This window comes from Cellulosimicrobium cellulans, assembly GCF_001722485.1.
GTDB lineage: Bacteria > Actinomycetota > Actinomycetes > Actinomycetales > Cellulomonadaceae > Cellulosimicrobium > Cellulosimicrobium cellulans_A.
In genome coordinates, this window is the sequence record NZ_LWGL01000071.1 from 1 (window position 1) to 16,423 (window position 16,423).

The 16,423-nt window shown below is 73.7% G+C and carries 16 protein-coding genes; 13 read left to right on the forward strand and 3 right to left on the reverse strand.

The window, feature by feature from the left end; genetic code table 11:
- Window positions 1-475, forward strand: a 475-nt coding sequence (locus tag JZ5iCDA_RS18830) for a sensor histidine kinase (protein WP_366246662.1), incomplete at its 5' end; no start/stop codon positions are given.
- An 18-nt stretch (window positions 476-493) separates the two neighbouring features.
- Window positions 494-967 carry a response regulator transcription factor gene (locus JZ5iCDA_RS09570; protein WP_366246663.1) on the forward strand — a complete coding sequence of 158 codons (474 nt, stop codon included), beginning with the start codon at window positions 494-496 and terminating at the stop codon, window positions 965-967.
- A 24-nt stretch (window positions 968-991) separates the two neighbouring features.
- Here JZ5iCDA_RS09570 and JZ5iCDA_RS09575 read toward each other — a convergent pair whose 3' ends face one another.
- On the reverse strand, window positions 992-1,318 hold the full coding sequence (locus tag JZ5iCDA_RS09575) for a DUF1905 domain-containing protein (RefSeq protein ID WP_069386975.1): 327 nt from the start codon (window positions 1,316-1,318) through the stop codon (window positions 992-994).
- A 172-nt stretch (window positions 1,319-1,490) separates the two neighbouring features.
- Between JZ5iCDA_RS09575 and JZ5iCDA_RS09580 the strand changes: the two genes are divergently transcribed.
- The 3 genes from JZ5iCDA_RS09580 to JZ5iCDA_RS09590 all read left to right on the forward strand — a co-directional run bounded on the left by JZ5iCDA_RS09580 (window position 1,491) and on the right by JZ5iCDA_RS09590 (window position 4,690).
- Window positions 1,491-2,528 carry a Ku protein gene (locus tag JZ5iCDA_RS09580; RefSeq protein ID WP_069386967.1) on the forward strand — a complete coding sequence of 346 codons (1,038 nt, stop codon included), beginning with the start codon at window positions 1,491-1,493 and terminating at the stop codon, window positions 2,526-2,528.
- A 94-nt stretch (window positions 2,529-2,622) separates the two neighbouring features.
- Window positions 2,623-3,078: a VOC family protein gene (locus JZ5iCDA_RS09585; RefSeq protein ID WP_069386976.1), complete on the forward strand. Its 456-nt coding sequence runs from the start codon at window positions 2,623-2,625 to the stop codon at window positions 3,076-3,078.
- Between the two features lie 121 nt (window positions 3,079-3,199).
- Complete coding sequence (locus tag JZ5iCDA_RS09590) at window positions 3,200-4,690, forward strand: hypothetical protein (protein ID WP_069386968.1); 1,491 nt, start codon at window positions 3,200-3,202, stop codon at window positions 4,688-4,690.
- Window positions 4,691-4,729: 39 nt separating this feature from the next.
- Here the strand turns inward: JZ5iCDA_RS09590 and JZ5iCDA_RS09595 are convergent, their stop codons facing one another.
- Window positions 4,730-5,365 carry a TetR/AcrR family transcriptional regulator gene (locus tag JZ5iCDA_RS09595; RefSeq protein ID WP_253182034.1) on the reverse strand — a complete coding sequence of 212 codons (636 nt, stop codon included), beginning with the start codon at window positions 5,363-5,365 and terminating at the stop codon, window positions 4,730-4,732.
- Between the two features lie 158 nt (window positions 5,366-5,523).
- On the opposite strand from JZ5iCDA_RS09595, the gene JZ5iCDA_RS09600 reads away from it, so the two are divergent.
- The 6 genes from JZ5iCDA_RS09600 (at window position 5,524) to JZ5iCDA_RS09625 (ending at window position 12,535) form a co-directional block, all read left to right on the forward strand.
- The gene (locus JZ5iCDA_RS09600; RefSeq protein ID WP_069386969.1) at window positions 5,524-7,065 is read left to right on the forward strand and encodes an MFS transporter; all 1,542 of its coding nucleotides are present in this window, start codon (window positions 5,524-5,526) and stop codon (window positions 7,063-7,065) included.
- 49 nt (window positions 7,066-7,114) lie between these two features.
- The gene (locus JZ5iCDA_RS09605; RefSeq protein ID WP_069386970.1) at window positions 7,115-8,926 is read left to right on the forward strand and encodes a metallophosphoesterase family protein; all 1,812 of its coding nucleotides are present in this window, start codon (window positions 7,115-7,117) and stop codon (window positions 8,924-8,926) included.
- Window positions 8,927-8,988: 62 nt separating this feature from the next.
- Entirely contained in the window at window positions 8,989-9,690 is a 702-nt protein-coding gene (locus JZ5iCDA_RS09610) for a YceI family protein (RefSeq protein ID WP_069386971.1), read from the forward strand.
- Window positions 9,691-9,716: 26 nt separating this feature from the next.
- Complete coding sequence (locus JZ5iCDA_RS09615) at window positions 9,717-10,424, forward strand: metal-dependent transcriptional regulator (protein ID WP_253182035.1); 708 nt, start codon at window positions 9,717-9,719, stop codon at window positions 10,422-10,424.
- Window positions 10,425-10,515: 91 nt separating this feature from the next.
- Window positions 10,516-11,754, forward strand: a complete 1,239-nt coding sequence (locus JZ5iCDA_RS09620; protein ID WP_083259853.1) for an MFS transporter — start codon at window positions 10,516-10,518, stop codon at window positions 11,752-11,754.
- A gap of 121 nt (window positions 11,755-11,875) precedes the next feature.
- Window positions 11,876-12,535, forward strand: coding sequence for a vitamin K epoxide reductase family protein (locus JZ5iCDA_RS09625; RefSeq protein WP_083259854.1), 660 nt, complete (start codon window positions 11,876-11,878; stop codon window positions 12,533-12,535).
- Between the two features lie 8 nt (window positions 12,536-12,543).
- On the opposite strand, the gene JZ5iCDA_RS09630 is transcribed toward JZ5iCDA_RS09625, so the two are convergent.
- Entirely contained in the window at window positions 12,544-12,963 is a 420-nt protein-coding gene (locus JZ5iCDA_RS09630) for a YbjQ family protein (RefSeq protein WP_069386974.1), read from the reverse strand.
- An 80-nt stretch (window positions 12,964-13,043) separates the two neighbouring features.
- Here JZ5iCDA_RS09630 and leuS point away from each other — a divergent pair, with 80 nt between their 5' ends.
- Both leuS and JZ5iCDA_RS09640 read left to right on the forward strand, forming a co-directional pair.
- The gene (gene leuS, locus JZ5iCDA_RS09635) at window positions 13,044-16,052 is read left to right on the forward strand and encodes a leucine--tRNA ligase (protein WP_436967398.1); all 3,009 of its coding nucleotides are present in this window, start codon (window positions 13,044-13,046) and stop codon (window positions 16,050-16,052) included.
- Between the two features lie 54 nt (window positions 16,053-16,106).
- Window positions 16,107-16,423 (forward strand): DegV family protein (locus JZ5iCDA_RS09640; RefSeq protein ID WP_171905337.1); only part of this gene is annotated, 317 nt, incomplete at its 3' end.

Consider the following 16,423-nt stretch of genomic DNA (forward strand, 5'->3'; position numbering starts at 1 on the left):
CGCCCTGCGCGAGCTGCGCGCGACCGTCAAGGTGCTGCGCGGCCCGGTCCCGGCCGACACGCCGCGCGGCGCGACGTCGCTCGCCGGTCTCGACGCGCTCGTGCGCCCGGCGCGCGCCGCCGGGCTCGACGTCGTGCTCGACGTCGACGTCCCGCCGGGCGCCCTGGACGGCGCGATCGACGCCGCCGCGTACCGGATCGTGCAGGAGTCCCTGACGAACGTGCTGCGGCACGCCGACGCTCGGAGCGCGACCGTGAGCGCGCACGTCGCCGACGGCCGGCTCCTGCTGCGGGTCGCCGACGACGGCGTGGGGACAGCCGCTCGCACGGACGGCGCGGACGAGCACGGGGCGGGGCAGGGGGTGGCGGGGATGACGGAGCGCGCGGCGCTCCTCGGCGGTCGCCTGGAGGCGCGCGACGCGCCGGACGGCGGGTTCGTCGTCGAGGCGGAGCTGCCCGCGAGGCTGGGCCCATGATTCGCGTCGTGATCGTCGATGACCAGGAGCTGGTGCGCGCCGGGCTGCGCTCGCTCGCCGTGCACGACGGCGACGTCGAGGTCGACGTTCGACGAGGACGAGCACGTGCTCGAGGCCGTCCGCGTCGGGGCCGCGGGTTACCTCCTCAAGGACGTCTCGCCCGGCGACCTGCGCGAGGCGATCCGCGTCGTCGCGCGCGGCGGGTCGCTGCTGTCCCCGTCGGTCGCGGCCACGGTCATGCGGGCGGCGGCCGGCGGAGCGCCGGTGGCCGTGGACGAGGCCCGGCTCGCCGGGCTGACCGCGCGCGAGCGCGAGGTTCTCGAGCAGGTGGGGCGGGGGCTGACGAACGACGAGATCGCCCGCACGCTGTTCCTCAGCCCCGCGACCGCGCGGACCTACGTCAGCCGGCTGCTCACCAAGCTCGACGCGCGCGACCGCGCGGCGCTCGTCGTCCTCGCCTACGAGACGGGGCTCGTGCGCCCCGGTTCCTGACGGGAACGACGCGCGCTCAGCGCGTCAGGCCACGGTCTCCACGCCGACGCGCACGACGTCGCCGACGTCGACCTTCTCCGCGCGCCGCACGGCCGCCTTCACGGGCAGGACGTACGTCTTACGGCCCGCGTCCGGGAAGATCGACGTCGACCAGCGCGACCCGCCGAGCGTCACCTCGACCTTGACCGACCCGAAGCCCGCCGGGGGCAGGGGCAGGTCGGCGATCTCGTCGCTCACCTGCTCCGGAAGGGCGAGGAACACCCAGCTGTCCGTGCGCGCCTGCCACCGCCACAGCTCGGCCTCGAACTCGAACCGCGTGCCGGCCGCCGTGCTCCTGCCCGTACCCGTCACCGTGCCCACCTCTGCGCTCGCCGTGTGCTCGCCGTGTGTCCGCCCCGTCGTCGTCCTCCATCATCATGACGCCGGGGTCCGACACCGTCCGCCTCTTTCCCGGCGGACCTCGCGCGGGTGATGCCGGGCGCGAGGGGTCGCGCCCGGGCGAGGAGCGCGCCACCATGGAGCGATGAGGGCCATCTGGAAGGGTGCGATCACGTTCGGGCTGGTCAACGTGCCCGTCAAGGTGTACTCCGCGACGGAGGACCACGACGTGCCGCTGCACCAGGTGCACGACAAGGACGGCGGACGGATCCGCTACCGCCGCGTGTGCGAGATCGACGGCGAGGTCGTGCCGTACGAGAACATCGCCAAGGCGTACACCGACGGCGAGCAGACCGTGATGCTCACGGACGACGACTTCGACGCGCTGCCCGCCGAGCGCAGCCGCGAGATCGAGGTCGTCGAGTTCGTGCCGAGCGAGCAGATCGACCCGCTCCTGCTCGACCGCAGCTACTACCTCGAGCCCGACTCGAAGTCGAACAAGGCGTACGTGCTCATGCGCCGCACGCTCGAGGAGACCGACCGCACGGCCATCGTGAAGTTCGCGCTGCGCCAGCGCACCCGTCTCGCCGCGCTGCGCGTGCGCGACGACGTGCTCGTGCTCCAGACGCTCCTGTGGGCCGACGAGGTGCGCGAAGCCGCGTTCCCGTCGCTCGACGAGCCGGCCAAGGTGACCGACAAGGAGCTCGCGATGTCGTCGCAGCTCGTGTCGAGCTTCGAGGCCGACTTCGCGCCCGAGGAGTACGAGGACGAGTACCAGGCGCAGCTGCGCCAGCTCATCGAGGCGAAGATCGAGCAGGGCGAGGGCGTCGACGTGTCCGAGACGTTCGGCGAGCAGGCCGCCGAGGCGGAGGGCGCGGAGGTCATCGACCTCATGGAGGCGCTGCGCAAGTCCGTCGAGTCGTCGAAGAGTGCGAAGACCTCGAAGAGCGCCTCGGGCGGGTCGGGCTCGCGGGGCTCGTCCGGTGGCTCGGGCGGCTCCGGCACGACGGCGAAGGGCGGGTCGTCGCGCAAGACCGCCTCGTCCTCGGGCTCGGACGACGGCAAGAGCTCGGGCTCCTCGCGCTCGAAGAGCTCGTCGTCGGCGTCGCCCTCGAAGGCGTCTGCGAAGGACTCGGAGAAGAAGTCCACGCGGTCGACGTCGCGGAAGAAGGCCTCGGCGTAGCCGTACCCCCGCGCGGGGCGGCCGATGAGTTCGGCGCGCCCGCGACGTCGGAGGAGTGACGGCACGGGGCCGTCCCGACGACAAGGAGTGCACGATGCGCGCGATCATCCCCAGCCTGTGGTTCGACCAGAACCTCGAGGAGGCCGTCGAGTTCTACACGAGCGTGTTCCCGGACGCGAAGGTCGGCGACGTCTTCCGCCAGCCCGACGGCACGCCCGTCTCGGGGAGCTTCGAGATCGCCGGCCAGCGGTTCGACGCCATCAACGGCGGCCCGGAGTTCCGGTTCACCGAGGCGGTGTCGTTCATCATCGAGTGCGAGTCGCAGGACGAGGTCGACCACTACTGGTCCGTGCTGACCGCCGACGGCGGCGAGGAGTCCCAGTGCGGGTGGCTCAAGGACAAGTTCGGGCTGTCGTGGCAGGTCGTGCCGGTCGAGTTCCTTGAGATGCTGCAGGACCCCGACGCCGCGCGGGTCCAGCGCGTCGTCGACGTGATGATGACGCAGACCAAGCTCGACCTCGGCCCGCTCCGCGCGGCGTACGCGGGGTGAGGTGGCGCGACCGCCGCGCGGGCAGCAGCGGTGGCGCTGTCCGATGAGGGTGCTTTCTGCTTGAATGCGCAGGTCCGTCCACGACGGCGACGCCGTCCCTGCGCAAGGACCAACGATCCGAGTGAAGAAGCTCATCAGCAGTGCCGTCGGGGCGCTCCTCGCCCTCGGCAGCCTGGGCGTCGCCGTCGCTGCGCCCTCGACCGCCATCGAGGCGATCCCTCCCACGACCTACGTCGACGCGTCGTGCTCGTCGCTCCTCGTCAGCCTTTCCGACCACGCGGACGGGACCACCGTCGCGGTGGTGGTCGACGGGGACGCGGTCGAGGGCGTCGTCCAAGAGGGGTCGTACTGGTTCTCCCGTGACCTCGACTGGACGGTTCCGCACGAGTGGAGCGTGGTCGTCGACGCGCCGGACGGTACGGAGGGCGACCGTGCCGAGTCCGGCACGACCGCACCGTGCAGCACCGACCCGCGGCTGCGTGTCGACGTCACCGCGTACTGCGCCGAGCTCTCCGTCTGGGTGAGCGGCTACCCCACAGGCACCGCCGTGAGCGTGCTCCTTGATGGAGCCGAACTGGGGGCCGGCGTCGTGGACGAGTGGCAGAGCTACTCCGGGTCGTGGGTCATCGACCGCGACGCGACGCACCGGTGGGAGGTCGTCGTGGACGCCGCGGACGACTCGCTCGACCGGTCCGAGTCGGGGGAGTCCAGCCCGTGCTGGGTGGAACCGCAGACGGTGGTCCCCGAGACGCCGGCAGCGGTGACGGACTGCGCGGCGAGTCCCGAGGACGTCGTCCTGCCCGTGGACACCGACGCCGTGTCCTACGAACGGACCGCCGAGGGGATCGTCGCGACCGCCGCGCTGGGATACACGTTCCCGTTCTGGGGCCTCGACCAGTGGCAGCGGCTCGACGACGGGCGTGCTCTCCTGGCTTGGGCCTCGGTCGTGCGTCCGGTGTGCGACCTGGAGGTCGTCTCGGTGACGCCGGTGTGCGACGCCGGTGTCCCGTCGGTCGACGTCGTCGTGACGCCTCCGGCCGGCGCCGACGACGGCTCGCTCGAGATGGACTGGGTGGGGCCGGACGAGGCTTACGACGTCCTGTACGGCGGTGGTGGATTCGGCCATCCGTTCACGAGCCGGCAGCCCTGGCCGGCGTTCATCACGAACGAGGACGGCACCGTCTCGCCTCACCACACACCGGACTGGAGGGTCGACGACGTCGACCTGGTGCTCGGGACGTCGGTGCAGGCGGACGGCGGCGTCTACTCCCGCTACCACCGCGCCCTGTGGGAGGACGCTCCCACGACCGACCCGTGCGCCGACGACCCGGGGCCGCACTTCCGCGTGGACGCACGCGACCGCTGGCTCGCCGGCGCGCCATACCTCGCCGTCCGGGTGCTCAACGAGGACGACACGCCCGCGGACGTCACGGTGACGACGCCGCTCGGCAGCCGTTCCTTCCGCGAGGTCGCGCCGGGAGCGAGCGCCTACCAGGCCTTCCGGCTCCGGTCGGAGCTCCAGGACGTGCCGGTCACCGTCACCTTCACCACCGAGGTGGACGGTGAGATCGTGACGCGGGAGCGTGTCATCACGGCGTGGCGCGCCTGGTAGCGGGTCGGTCCCCCGGAAGCAGCGCCGGTGCCGACGGCGTCACTCCGGCCGTCCGCCAGCCGCGCTGCGCATCGCGACGACCTCGGCCACGAGCGCGAGCAGGTCGTCGACGTCGTCGCCCGGTCGGGGCGCGCGGAACGTGAGGTCGGCGTCCCGACCGGTCCCCGCCGTCCGGCTGTCGCCTGAGTCGACGCCGGTCGCGAGCGGGGAGCTGCTCAGCGCGGCGTGGGTGTACAAGCCGTCGCTGATGAGCACGATCGCGCGGGCGACGACGGGGTCGCCGACCTCGTCGAGGACGGTGCGGGTCCAGGCGTCGTGCGCGGCGTCGAGCGCGGCGCGCGCGTGCGGGTACGCGCCCTGTGCGAGGCGCGTGACGGCGAGGTAGACGAGCTCGAACTCGCTGTCCACGACGGTGGACGTGCGCAGGAGGTAGTCGACCGGCCCGGCGGGTGCCGCGCGCATCTGGGCGACGTCGGCGTCGGTGAGGTCGTCGAGGTGCTCGAGCAGGCCGTCGACGAGCGCGTCCTTGGACCCGAAGTGGTAGAGCAGCCCGCCCTTCGACACGCCGGCGCGCTCGGCGACGGCCTCGATCGTCGCGGCCCGCTCGCCGTTCTCGACGAGGAGCACGGCGAACGCGTGCAGCACCTTGGCGCGGGCGGCGGGGGGCGGTGGCATGGCTCCGAGGGTAGTGGGACTGGTCCGCGGTGCCCGACGTCACAGTCCCACAGGGAAGCGGGCGCCGGACTGCATTCGTTACTATACCGTCTGGACGGTCCGGAAGTCCGGCGCCACCGCGCCGCCCCGCCGTCCGACGCCCGTGGAAGGACCTCGTCGTGACGACGACCCAGACGCACACCGCACCCCTCGGCACCGGCACCCCGGCCGCCCCCGGCGAGCGCCAGCGCTGGCTCGCGCTCGCGGTGCTCATGCTCCCGGTGCTGCTCGTGTCGATCGACAACACCGTGCTGAGCTTCGCGCTGCCGCAGATCTCCGAGGCGCTGCGCCCCTCGGGCACGCAGCTGCTGTGGATCATCGACATCTACCCGCTCGTGCTCGCGGGCCTGCTCGTGCCCATGGGGTCGTTCGCCGACCGCATCGGCCGCCGCCGCCTGCTGCTCGCGGGCTCGCTCGGCTTCGCCGCCGTCTCCGCGGTCGCCGCCTACGCGCCGAGCGCCGAGGCGCTCGTCGCCACGCGCGCCGGGCTCGGGTTCTTCGGCGCCATGCTCATGCCGTCCACGCTGTCGCTCCTGCGCAACGTCTTCACCGACCGCGAGGAGCGGCGCCTCGCCATCGCCATCTGGGCGGCCGGGTTCGCCGCCGGGTCGGCGCTCGGCCCGATCGTCGGCGGCTTCCTCCTCGAGCACTTCTGGTGGGGCTCGGTCTTCCTCCTCGCCGTGCCCGTGCTCGTGGTGCTGCTCGTCCTCGCCCCGGTCTTCGTCCCGGAGTCGCGCGACCCCGCGCCCGGACGGATCGACCCGCTGTCGATCCTGCTCGTCATGGCGGCCATGACCCCCGTCGTCTACGGCATCAAGACGCTCGCCAAGTCGGGGGTGAGCACGGTGGTCGTGGCGAGCCTCGCCGTCGGGCTCCTCGCGGGCGCGCTCTTCGTGCGCCGCCAGCTGCGCCGGCCCGACCCGATGCTCGACGTCCGCCTGTTCACGAGCTCCGCGTTCAGCGGCGCCGTGCTCGTCAACCTGCTGTCGGTGTTCTCCCTCGTCGGGTTCCTGTTCTTCGTCTCGCAGGACGTCCAGCTCGTCATCGGGCTGTCGCCCATGGAGGCCGGTCTCGCGCTCCTGCCGGGTCTCGCGGTCATGATCGTGGCCGGGCTGCTCGTGGTCCGGGTCGTGCGGCGCGTGCGGCCCGCGCACGTGGTCGCCGTCGCCCTGCTGTTCTCCGCCGCCGGCTACACGATCGTGGCGCTGGGCGCGGGGGAAAGCACCCTCGTGCTGCTCATGGCCGCGTTCGTCGTGCTCTCGCTCGGCGTCGGCGCGGCGGAGACCGTGTCCAACGACCTCATCGTCTCCTCGGTCCCCGCCGAGAAGGCGGGTGCGGCGTCCGCGATCTCCGAGACCGCGTACGAGGTGGGCGCGGTGCTCGGCACCGCGGTGCTGGGCAGCATCCTCACGGCGTCGTACCACGCGAACGTCGTCGTGCCCGACGGCGTCCCCGCCGCCGACGCGACGGCCGCCGCCGAGACGCTCGGCGGCGCCACGCAGGTCGCGGAGTCCCTGCCGGTCGGCACGGCCCAGGCGCTGCTCGACTCGGCGCACGCCGCGTTCGGCAGCGGCGTCGGGACGACGTCGGTCATCGGCGTCGTCCTCATGCTCGTCGCCGCCGGCACCGCGCTCGTGACGCTGCGCCACGCGCGCGCCTGAGGACGGCGCGGTTGGCGTGCCGCTGCCGGATCGGCAAGGCTGGTCCCCGATGACGAGCCCGCACCGCACCCCGCCGCGCTGGGTCCGCTGGACCCTCGGCGTCCTGGCCGCCCTCGTGCCGTGCGTCGTCTGGGGCGTGACGACGGCCACGGCCGAGCGCAGCCTCGGCCCCCACGAGGCGCGGTACGAGGTGTCGACGGACGGGGTCGTCGTCGTCGACCTCGGCCCGCTCGGCACGCTGCAGATCGACTCGCCGCTGCCGCTCGACCTCGGCGTCGACGTCACGGTGCAGGAGATCCCCGCCGACCTGACAGCGGTCGGCCAGGCCGAGTCGCTCGCGGGCCTCGAGCAGGACCTCGAGGACTACCTGCGGTTCTTCGGCGGCCCCCAGGAGACGATCGGCGCGGTCGCGCGCGCCCTCGTCATCGACGCGCTGCGGCGCACGGGCTTCGCGATCCTCGTGGTCGGCGCGGCCGGGGTCGGCCTGTACGCCCTGCTGGGCGCCGCCCGGCGCCGTGAGCTCGCCCGGGCGGTCGCGCCGCGCACGTACGAGATCACCGCGAGCGTCGTGCTCGTCGCGCTCGTCGGCGCGTCCCTGTCCGCGAGCAACCCGGCCGCGACCGGTCCGTCGCGGCCGGCGTCGGCGGTGTTCGCGGGCACGCCGCTCGAGGGCGCCCGCATCACCGGACGCCTCTCGGGGATCGTCGACACCTACGGCGGCATGCTCGTCGACCTCTACCGCGAGAACGAGGACTTCTACGCTCGGGCCGACGACAACCTCGTCGAGGCCTGGGAGCGGCGCGCGACGATCCAGCGCCTCACCGCCCCGCGCACCACGGGCGCCGGCAGCGCGGCGCCGGCCTCGGCGACGCCCGGGTCGGGGGAGGTGAGCGACGGCGAGACCGACGAGCCGACGGACGAGGCGTCCCGGGACCCGGCCGACGAGGCGGGGGAGCGGACGGGCGAGCCGACCGAGGACCCGGTCACGCCCGAGCCGGCCGCCGAGGAGGACCTCGTCACGCTCCTGCTCATCAGCGACCTGCACTGCAACATCGGCATGGCCCCGCTCATCCGCACGGTGGCCGAGCGGTCGGACGCCGACGTCGTGCTCAACGCCGGCGACACGACGATGAACGGGACGGCGGTCGAGTCGTACTGCGTCGACGCGTTCGCGGGCGCGGTGCCGAACGATGTCCCCGTGGTCGTCGCGGACGGCAACCACGACAGCGTCGAGACGTCGGCCCAGGAGCGCGCCAACGGGCAGACGGTGCTCGACGGGGAGGTGGTCGAGGTGGAGGGGATCCGCATCCTCGGCGACCGCGACCCCCTCGACTCGCGCCTCGGCGACCTCGGCCCCAAGCCACCGCGCGAGGAGACGCCCGAGGAGTACGCGGCGCGCATGGCCGAGACCGCGTGCGCCGACCCGGAGGGCGTCGACCTGCTGCTCATCCACACCCCGCGGGTGGGCAACGAGGCGATCGAGTCCGGCTGCGTGCCCGCGCAGATCTCCGGGCACATGCACACGCGCTCCGGTCCCGAGCGGCTCGGGCAGGGCGTGCGCTACGTGAGCGGCAGCACCGCCGGGGCGGTGAAGGACGAGCTGCGGATCGGACCGCTCAAGGGCACCGCCGAGATGACGGTGCTGCGCTTCGACCCGCAGCAGCGGCGCATCGTGGACTGGCAGCTCGTCCAGGTGGGCACCGACATGTCGGCGACCGTGCGGCCGCGCCTGCCGTGGCCCGCACCCGCCCCGCCGTCCGCAGCCGGCACGCCGGCCGCACCCGGGGCTCCGACCGGCCCTGACGCACCGACCACCCCGGGTACCGGGGACGAGACCGAATCACCCGCCGGGAACGGGTGAGACCGACGTCGACGAGCGCGTCGCCGTCCGTGGGCGGTCGGTGAGCGCGGGAGGATGGGAGCATGAGTCGGACCAACCGCTGGATCGTCGTGTCGGTGGTCCTCGCACTCGTCGTCCTGCTCCTCGCCCCGTTCGTGTACACCGAGCTGTCCGAGGGCAGGACCCCGCCGCCGCTCGGGCTGCAGACCTCGGCCGAGCCGTCCCCCGAGGTCGAGAAGCCGGAGCCCGGCCCGTTCGACGTGGACGGCCGGTGGTCCGTCGGCCCGGGCTCGGCCGCCGGGTTCCGGGCGACGCTCGAGGACGCACCGGCCGACGAGCGCACGGTCGTCGCGAGCACCGACGACGTCGCGGGCTGGGTCGAGGTGGCCGACGGCGAGGCCACCGCCGCGAGGGTGGAGGTGCGCACCGCGACCCTCACGACGGGCAGCCCGGTGCAGGACCGCGTGCTGCGGCGCGCGCTCGAGGTCGACGTCTTCCCGACGGCCGTGTTCACCCTCACCTCGCCGCTCGACGTCGCGCGGGTCGAGGAGACCGACGAGCCCGTCGACCTTGAGGCGCGCGGCACGCTGACGATCCTCGGGGAGACCCAGCCCGTCACGGTCGCGCTCGAGGCCCAGCGCTCGGGCGAGGGCGTCCAGCTCCGCGGCGCGATCGGCGTCCGGTTCTCCGACTACGGCGTGGTGCTGCCCTCGGAGGGGCCCGTGCAGGTGGAGGACCAGGGCACCGTCGAGATGCGGCTCGCGCTCACGCGCTCGGCGCCCTGACGACGCCGTGGCCTAGGGTGGTCGGCGTGGAACGCCCCGACGACCTCACGCCCGTGGCGCAGGACTACCTCAAGGTGGTCTGGTCGGCGCAGGAGTGGTCCGACGAGCGCGTCACCACCAAGCTCCTGGCGGAGCGCATGGGCGTCGGCGCGTCGACCGTGTCGGAGACCGTCCGTCGGCTCAGCTCCCAGGGCCTGCTCGAGCACGCGCCGTACGGGGCGATCGCGCTCACGGACCGGGGCCGGGCGCTGGCGCTCGCGATGGTCCGCCGGCACCGGCTCATCGAGACCTACCTCGTCTCCGAGCTCGGGTACGGCTGGGACGAGGTCCACGACGAGGCCGAGGTGCTCGAGCACGCGGTGTCCGACCTCATGATCGAGCGCATCGACGCCCGGCTCGGGCAGCCCACGCGCGACCCGCACGGCGACCCCATCCCCGGCGCGGACGGCGCTCTCGTCCGGCCGCCTGCGGTGCCGCTGGGTGAGCTCGTGGCGGGGGACCGCGGCACGGTCGCGCGGATCTCCGACGCCGACCCGGACGTGCTGCGCTACCTCGCCGAGCTCGGCGTCGGCCTGGACACGCACGTCGCCGTGACCGAGCGCCGCGAGTACGCGGGCACGCTCACCGTCGTGTGGACCGGCGCGGACGCCGGGTCCGCCACCGCGCCGTCCCAGCTCGGCCTGCGCGCGGCCGGCCACGTGTGGGTCGTGCGGGACGACGCGGCGACCGCCTAGACTGGCCTCTCCCGCACCCTTCGTCGCCGACGCCGCCGACGCTCGCTCGAATCGTTTCGAGCACCCGACGACCCCCGACCTCGGAGGAGCCATGACCGCACCGCAGGACGCGCCGACGTCACGCTCGGGCGCCGCGCTGCTCGCCCTCGCGATGGGCGGCTTCACCATCGGGACGACCGAGTTCGCGACGATGGGCCTGCTGTCGGACGTCGCGCGCGACCTCGGCGTGAGCATCCCGACCGCGGGGCACGCCATCACGGCCTACGCCGTCGGCGTGGTCGTCGGCGCGCCGCTGCTCACCGTGCTCGCGGCACGCCTGCCGCGCAAGACGCTGCTGCTCGTCCTCATGGCGGCCTACACGCTCGCGAACGTGCTGACCGCCGCGGCGGGCAGCATCGAGACGCTCGTCGCCGGGCGCTTCCTCGCGGGCCTGCCGCACGGCGCGTTCTTCGGCGTCGGGGCCGCGGTCGGCGCGGCGGTCGCCGGCCCCGGGCGGCGCGGTCACGCGGTCGCCATGATGATGACCGGCCTCACGGTGGCCAACGTCGTGGGCGTGCCCCTGTCGACGTTCGTCGGCCAGCAGCTCGGGTGGCGCGCGGCGTTCGTCCTGGTCGGCGGGCTCGGCCTCGCGACGCTCGCGGCGCTGTGGTGGCTCGTGCCCGCCGACGCCGGCCACGAGGGCTCCAGCGTGCGGCGCGAGCTCGGCGCGCTGCGCAACGGCCCGCTCTGGACCGGGTTCGTCGGCGGGGCCATCGGCTTCGGCGGCATGTTCGCCGTCTACTCCTACGTCGAGCCGACCGTCACGCGCGTCACGGGGCTGTCCTCGGCGACCGTCCCGATCGTGCTCGCCGTGTTCGGCGTCGGCATGACGGTCGGGACGCTCGTCGGCGGACGGCTCGCGGACCGGTCGGTCATGCGCACCGTGTACCTCGGCTTCGTCTCGACCGCCGCGTCGCTCGTGCTGTTCGCCCTCACCGGGCAGCACCCGGTGCCCGCCGTGCTGGCCCTCTTCGCCCTCGGCGTCACCTCGCAGATCCTCGGCCTCGCCCTCCAGACGCGCCTCATGGACCTGTCGCCGCACGCCCCGTCGCTCGGTGCCGCGCTGTGCCACTCGGCGCTCAACGTCGGCAACGCGAGCGGCGCGTTCCTCGGCGGGCTCGTCATCGCGGCGGGGTGGGGCTACCTCGCGCCGGCGTGGACCGGCGTCGTCCTCACGCTCGCCGGGCTCGCGATCATCGCGCTCCTCGGGCGCCGCCCGGCGGGCGTCGTCGTCGGGACGCTGGACGACGACGGCTCCCGGCTCGAGCAGCGCGCGTCGGCCGAGGCCTGAGCGCGTCGGGCCACGCTCACAGCCAGAGCCCAGCCGGAGGCGGTAGGTTGGTCCGCACCGCGCACGCCGGTGCGCGCCGCTGCAGCCCGGCGAGGAGCCGGCGACCCACGAGGAGCGTCCCGTGAGCAAGAGCGCCCCCGCCGCCGCCGGCGTCGGCCACGACGTCGACGAGCTCGAGCCGACGGCCCTCGACGGACCCCGCCCGCTGGGACCGCGGGCCCTCGGCTGGCTCCTCGTCGTGCTCGGTGCGGTCGGTCTCGCCGCGTCCGCGACGCTCGCGGTCGAGCGCATCCTCAAGCTGATGAACCCCGACCACGCGCTGTCGTGCAGCCTCAACGTCTTCGTCGACTGCGGTGCGGCGATGGAGTCGTGGCAGGGCTCGCTCCTCGGGTTCCCCAACCCGCTCATCGGGGTCGCGGCGTTCCCGGTGGTGATCACGACCGGCGTGGTGGTCCTCACGGGCGCGCGGCTGCCGCGGTGGTACTGGCTGTCGCTGCTCGGCGCCACGACGGTCGGCCTCGGCCTCATCGTGTTCCTCGTCTGGACCAGCCTGTACGCGCTCGTCGCGCTGTGCCCGTACTGCATGGTCGTGTGGGCCGCGATGCTGCCGCTGTTCTGGTACCAGGTGGTCCACGCGGTGCAGGAAGGCCACCTCCCTGCGGGCGAGGGGGCACGGCGCACGATCGTCGCCAACCGGCACCTGTTCCTCGCGATCGGCTACGTCGCCCTCGTCGCGTGGGTCTTCCTCGTCATGGGCCCGCACCTGCTCGCGAGCTTCTGACCGCGCCGTCAGGTCGTGGGCGGGGCCGGCGTCTCCGGCGTGTCCTGCGGCGCGGTGCCCGCCGCCGCGAGGTAGGCCGACTGCGCCGTCGCGCCGGGCTGGCCCGCGGGTATCGGCGAGACGACGACCGCCGTGCCGTAGGCGCACACCTCGGAGAACGACGCCGCGATCTCGCCCGTGTCGAACCGCATGCCGACCACCGCGTTCGCGCCCCGGCGCCGTGCCTCCTCGACCATGCGGTGCATGACCTCCTTGCGGGACTCGTGCACGAGGCGCGTGTACTCCTTCACCTCGCCGCCGCCGAGCGAGCGGAAGCTCGCGACGACGTTCGCGCCGAGGTTCGCGGCGCGCACCGTCAGGCCCATCACCTCCCCGAGCACGGCGTCGACGCGGTACCCGGGGACCTCGTTGGTCGTCACGACGATCACCGCGCCATCCTGTCACGCACCGTCCGGGCGGGCCCCGCGGGTCGCCGTCGCCCTCCCGTCAGGTCGGTAGAATCGGCCGGGTGACCACCCCTGACGCCACCGAGATCACGCACGCCCCCGGCCAGGACGCCCGGCCGGGCGAGCCCGCGCACCGCTACACCCCGGCGCTCGCGGAGCAGATCGAGCTCAAGTGGCAGGAGCTGTGGGAGCAGCGCGGCACGTTCTTCGCCGCGAACCCGCAGGGGCCGCTCACGGACGGCGAGGGCGAGGGTCCCCAGGGCGCGAGCCCGTACTTCATCATGGACATGTTCCCGTACCCGTCGGGCGCGGGCCTGCACGTCGGGCACCCCCTGGGGTACATCGCGACCGACGTCGTCGGGCGCTTCCGGCGCATGTGCGGCGAGAACGTGCTGCACGCGCTCGGCTACGACGCGTTCGGCCTGCCCGCCGAGCAGTACGCCGTGCAGACGGGCCAGCACCCGCGGACCACGACCGAGGCGAACATCGCCAACATGCGTCGCCAGCTGCGGCGCCTCGGTCTCGCGCACGACTCGCGCCGCACGTTCGCGACGATCGACCCCGAGTACGTCCGCTGGACGCAGTGGATCTTCCTGCAGATCTTCGACTCCTGGTACGACCCGGACGCGACGCGTCCCGACGGCGGGCGCGGGCGGGCCCGCCGGATCGCCGAGCTCGAGGCCGAGTACGCCGACGGCTCGCGCCCGGTGCCCGGTGGGGTCGAGGGCGTCGAGGAGGGCGCGGACTGGGCGACGCTCACGCCCGCGCAGCGCCGCGCCGTCGTCGACGCGCAGCGCCTGGCGTACGTCGACGAGTCGCCCGTGAACTGGGCACCGGGCCTGGGTACCGTGCTCGCCAACGAGGAGGTCACGGCCGACGGCCGCTCCGAGCGCGGCAACTTCCCCGTGTTCCAGCGCAGCCTGCGCCAGTGGAAGATGCGCATCACCGCGTACGCGGACCGCCTCGCGGACGACCTCGACCTCATCGACTGGCCCGAGAAGGTCACGGCGATGCAGCGCAACTGGATCGGCCGCAGCGAGGGCGCGCTCGTCCGCTTCGCGGTGCTGGGCGCCGGCGACGGCGCGAACGACGTCGCCGCGGAGGCGGGCACGCAGGTCGAGGTGTTCACGACGCGCCCCGACACGCTGTTCGGCGCCACGTTCATGGTGGTCTCGCCGGAGCACCCGCTGCTCGACGAGGTGCCAGCGCACTGGCCCGACGGGACGTCGAGCGCGTGGACGGGTGGCCACGCGTCGCCGGTCGAGGCCGTCGCCGCGTACCGGCGCGAGGCCGCCGCCAAGACCGCCGTCGAGCGGCAGGCCGACGCGGGCAAGAAGACCGGCGTGTTCACCGGGCACCTCGCGGTGAACCCGGTCAACGGCGCCACCATCCCCGTGTTCACCGCCGACTACGTGCTCATGGGCTACGGCACCGGCGCGATCATGGCCGTGCCCGGCGGCGACGAGCGCGACCACGCGTTCGCCGAGGCGTTCGGCCTGCCGGTCGTGCGCACGGTGGAGCCCGCGGGCGGGCTGCCGGAGGACTTCTCCGGCGCGTACACGGGCGACGGGGTCGTCGTCGGGTCGTCGAACGACGAGGTGTCGCTCGACGGCCTGGACGTGCCCGCCGCCAAGCGCGCCATCACCGACTGGCTCGTCGCGAAGGGGCTCGGGGAGAGCACGACGACCTACCGCCTGCGCGACTGGCTGTTCAGCCGCCAGCGCTACTGGGGCGAGCCGTTCCCCATCGTGTGGGACGAGGACGACCAGCCGGTCGCCGTCCCGGACTCGCTGCTGCCGGTCGAGCTGCCCGACGTGCCCGACTACGCGCCGCGCACGTTCGACCCGGACGACGCCGCGTCGTCGCCGGAGGCCCCGCTCGGGCGCAACGAGGACTGGGTCCGCGTCACGCTGGACCTCGGTGACGGGCCGAAGGAGTACCGGCGCGACACCAACACGATGCCCAACTGGGCCGGGTCGTGCTGGTACTACCTGCGCTACCTCGACCCGGCCTGGTCGGGTGGCGAGGGTGCCGAGGCCACCGTGGTCGACCCCGACCTCGAGCGGTACTGGATGGGCCCGGCGCACAACGCGAGCGCGGGCCGCGCCGGCGGCGTCGACCTGTACGTGGGCGGCGTCGAGCACGCGGTGCTGCACCTGCTCTACGCGCGGTTCTGGCACAAGGTCCTCTACGACCTGGGCCACGTGTCGAGCCTCGAGCCGTTCCACCAGCTGTTCAACCAGGGCTACGTCCAGGCGTACGCGTTCACCGACGCGCGCGGCCAGTACGTGCCGGCGGCCGAGGTCACGGAGGAGCCCGCCGCCGACGGGTCCGGCGAGGTCGTGTACCGCTGGAACGGCGAGGTCGTGCAGCGCGAGTACGGCAAGATGGGCAAGTCGCTGAAGAACGTCGTCACGCCCGACGAGATGTACGCCGAGTACGGCGCCGACACGTTCCGCGTCTACGAGATGTCGATGGGCCCGCTGGACCTCTCGCGCCCGTGGGAGACGCGCGCCGTCGTCGGGTCGCAGCGCTTCCTGCAGCGCCTGTGGCGCAACGTCGTCTCCGAGGACACGGGCGAGGTCACGGTCACCGACGAGCCCGCGTCCCCCGAGACGCTGCGCGCCGTGCACCGCGCCATCGCCGACGTGCGCGTCGAGATGGAGCACATGCGGCCCAACACGGCGATCGCCAAGCTCATCACGCTCAACAACCACCTGACGTCCCTCGACCGGGTGCCGCGCGAGGCCGTCGAGCCGCTCGTGCTCATGACGGCGCCAGTCGCACCGCACATCGCCGAGGAGCTGTGGGAGCGCCTCGGACACGAGCGGTCGCTCGCGCACGAGCCGTTCCCGACCGCGGACGAGCAGTACCTCGTCGAGGACACGGTCACGTGCGTCGTGCAGGTCAAGGGCAAGGTGCGCGGCCGGCTCGAGGTGTCGCCGTCGATCTCCGAGGACGACCTGAAGGCGGCCGCGCTCGCGGAGCCGAACGTCGTGCGCGCGATCGACGGCGCCGAGGTGCGCAAGGTGATCGTGCGGGCGCCGAAGCTGGTCAACGTCGTCGTCTGACGGGCCGCTGGTGCGGGTGCGTCGCCGGGGTGCGCGCCGTAGGGTGACGCGGCCATGAACCACCACGTCCACGTCGTGACCGACTCGACGGCGTCCCTGCCGCCGGGCGGACCGTCCGTCCTGCGCACGGTACCGCTGCACGTGGTGGTCGACGACGCGTCCTCCCTCGAGGGCGTGGGCATCTCCGCCGGCGACGTCGCCGCGCACCTGCACGCGGGCCGCCGGGTGACGACGTCGCAGCCGTCGCCCGCCGCCTTCGCGGCCGCCTACCGGGCCGCCGCGGAGGCCGGTGCGCGAGCCGTCGTGTCCGTCCACCTGTCCGGCGAGCTCTCCGGGACGGTGCACGCCGCGGCGCTCGCGGCCGCCGTCGC

Bases quoted from the DNA above. Each gene is read 5' to 3' on its own strand.
- JZ5iCDA_RS09570 (WP_366246663.1), top strand. From the start codon at position 494: ATGACCAGGAGCTGGTGCGCGCCGGGCTGCGCTCGCTCGCCGTGCACG.
- JZ5iCDA_RS09580 (WP_069386967.1), top strand. From the start codon at position 1,491: ATGAGGGCCATCTGGAAGGGTGCGATCACGTTCGGGCTGGTCAACGTG.
- JZ5iCDA_RS09585 (WP_069386976.1), top strand. From the start codon at position 2,623: ATGCGCGCGATCATCCCCAGCCTGTGGTTCGACCAGAACCTCGAGGAG.
- JZ5iCDA_RS09595 (WP_253182034.1), bottom strand. From the start codon at position 5,365: ATGCCACCGCCCCCCGCCGCCCGCGCCAAGGTGCTGCACGCGTTCGCC.
- JZ5iCDA_RS09605 (WP_069386970.1), top strand. From the start codon at position 7,115: ATGACGAGCCCGCACCGCACCCCGCCGCGCTGGGTCCGCTGGACCCTC.
- JZ5iCDA_RS09610 (WP_069386971.1), top strand. From the start codon at position 8,989: ATGAGTCGGACCAACCGCTGGATCGTCGTGTCGGTGGTCCTCGCACTC.
- JZ5iCDA_RS09620 (WP_083259853.1), top strand. From the start codon at position 10,516: ATGACCGCACCGCAGGACGCGCCGACGTCACGCTCGGGCGCCGCGCTG.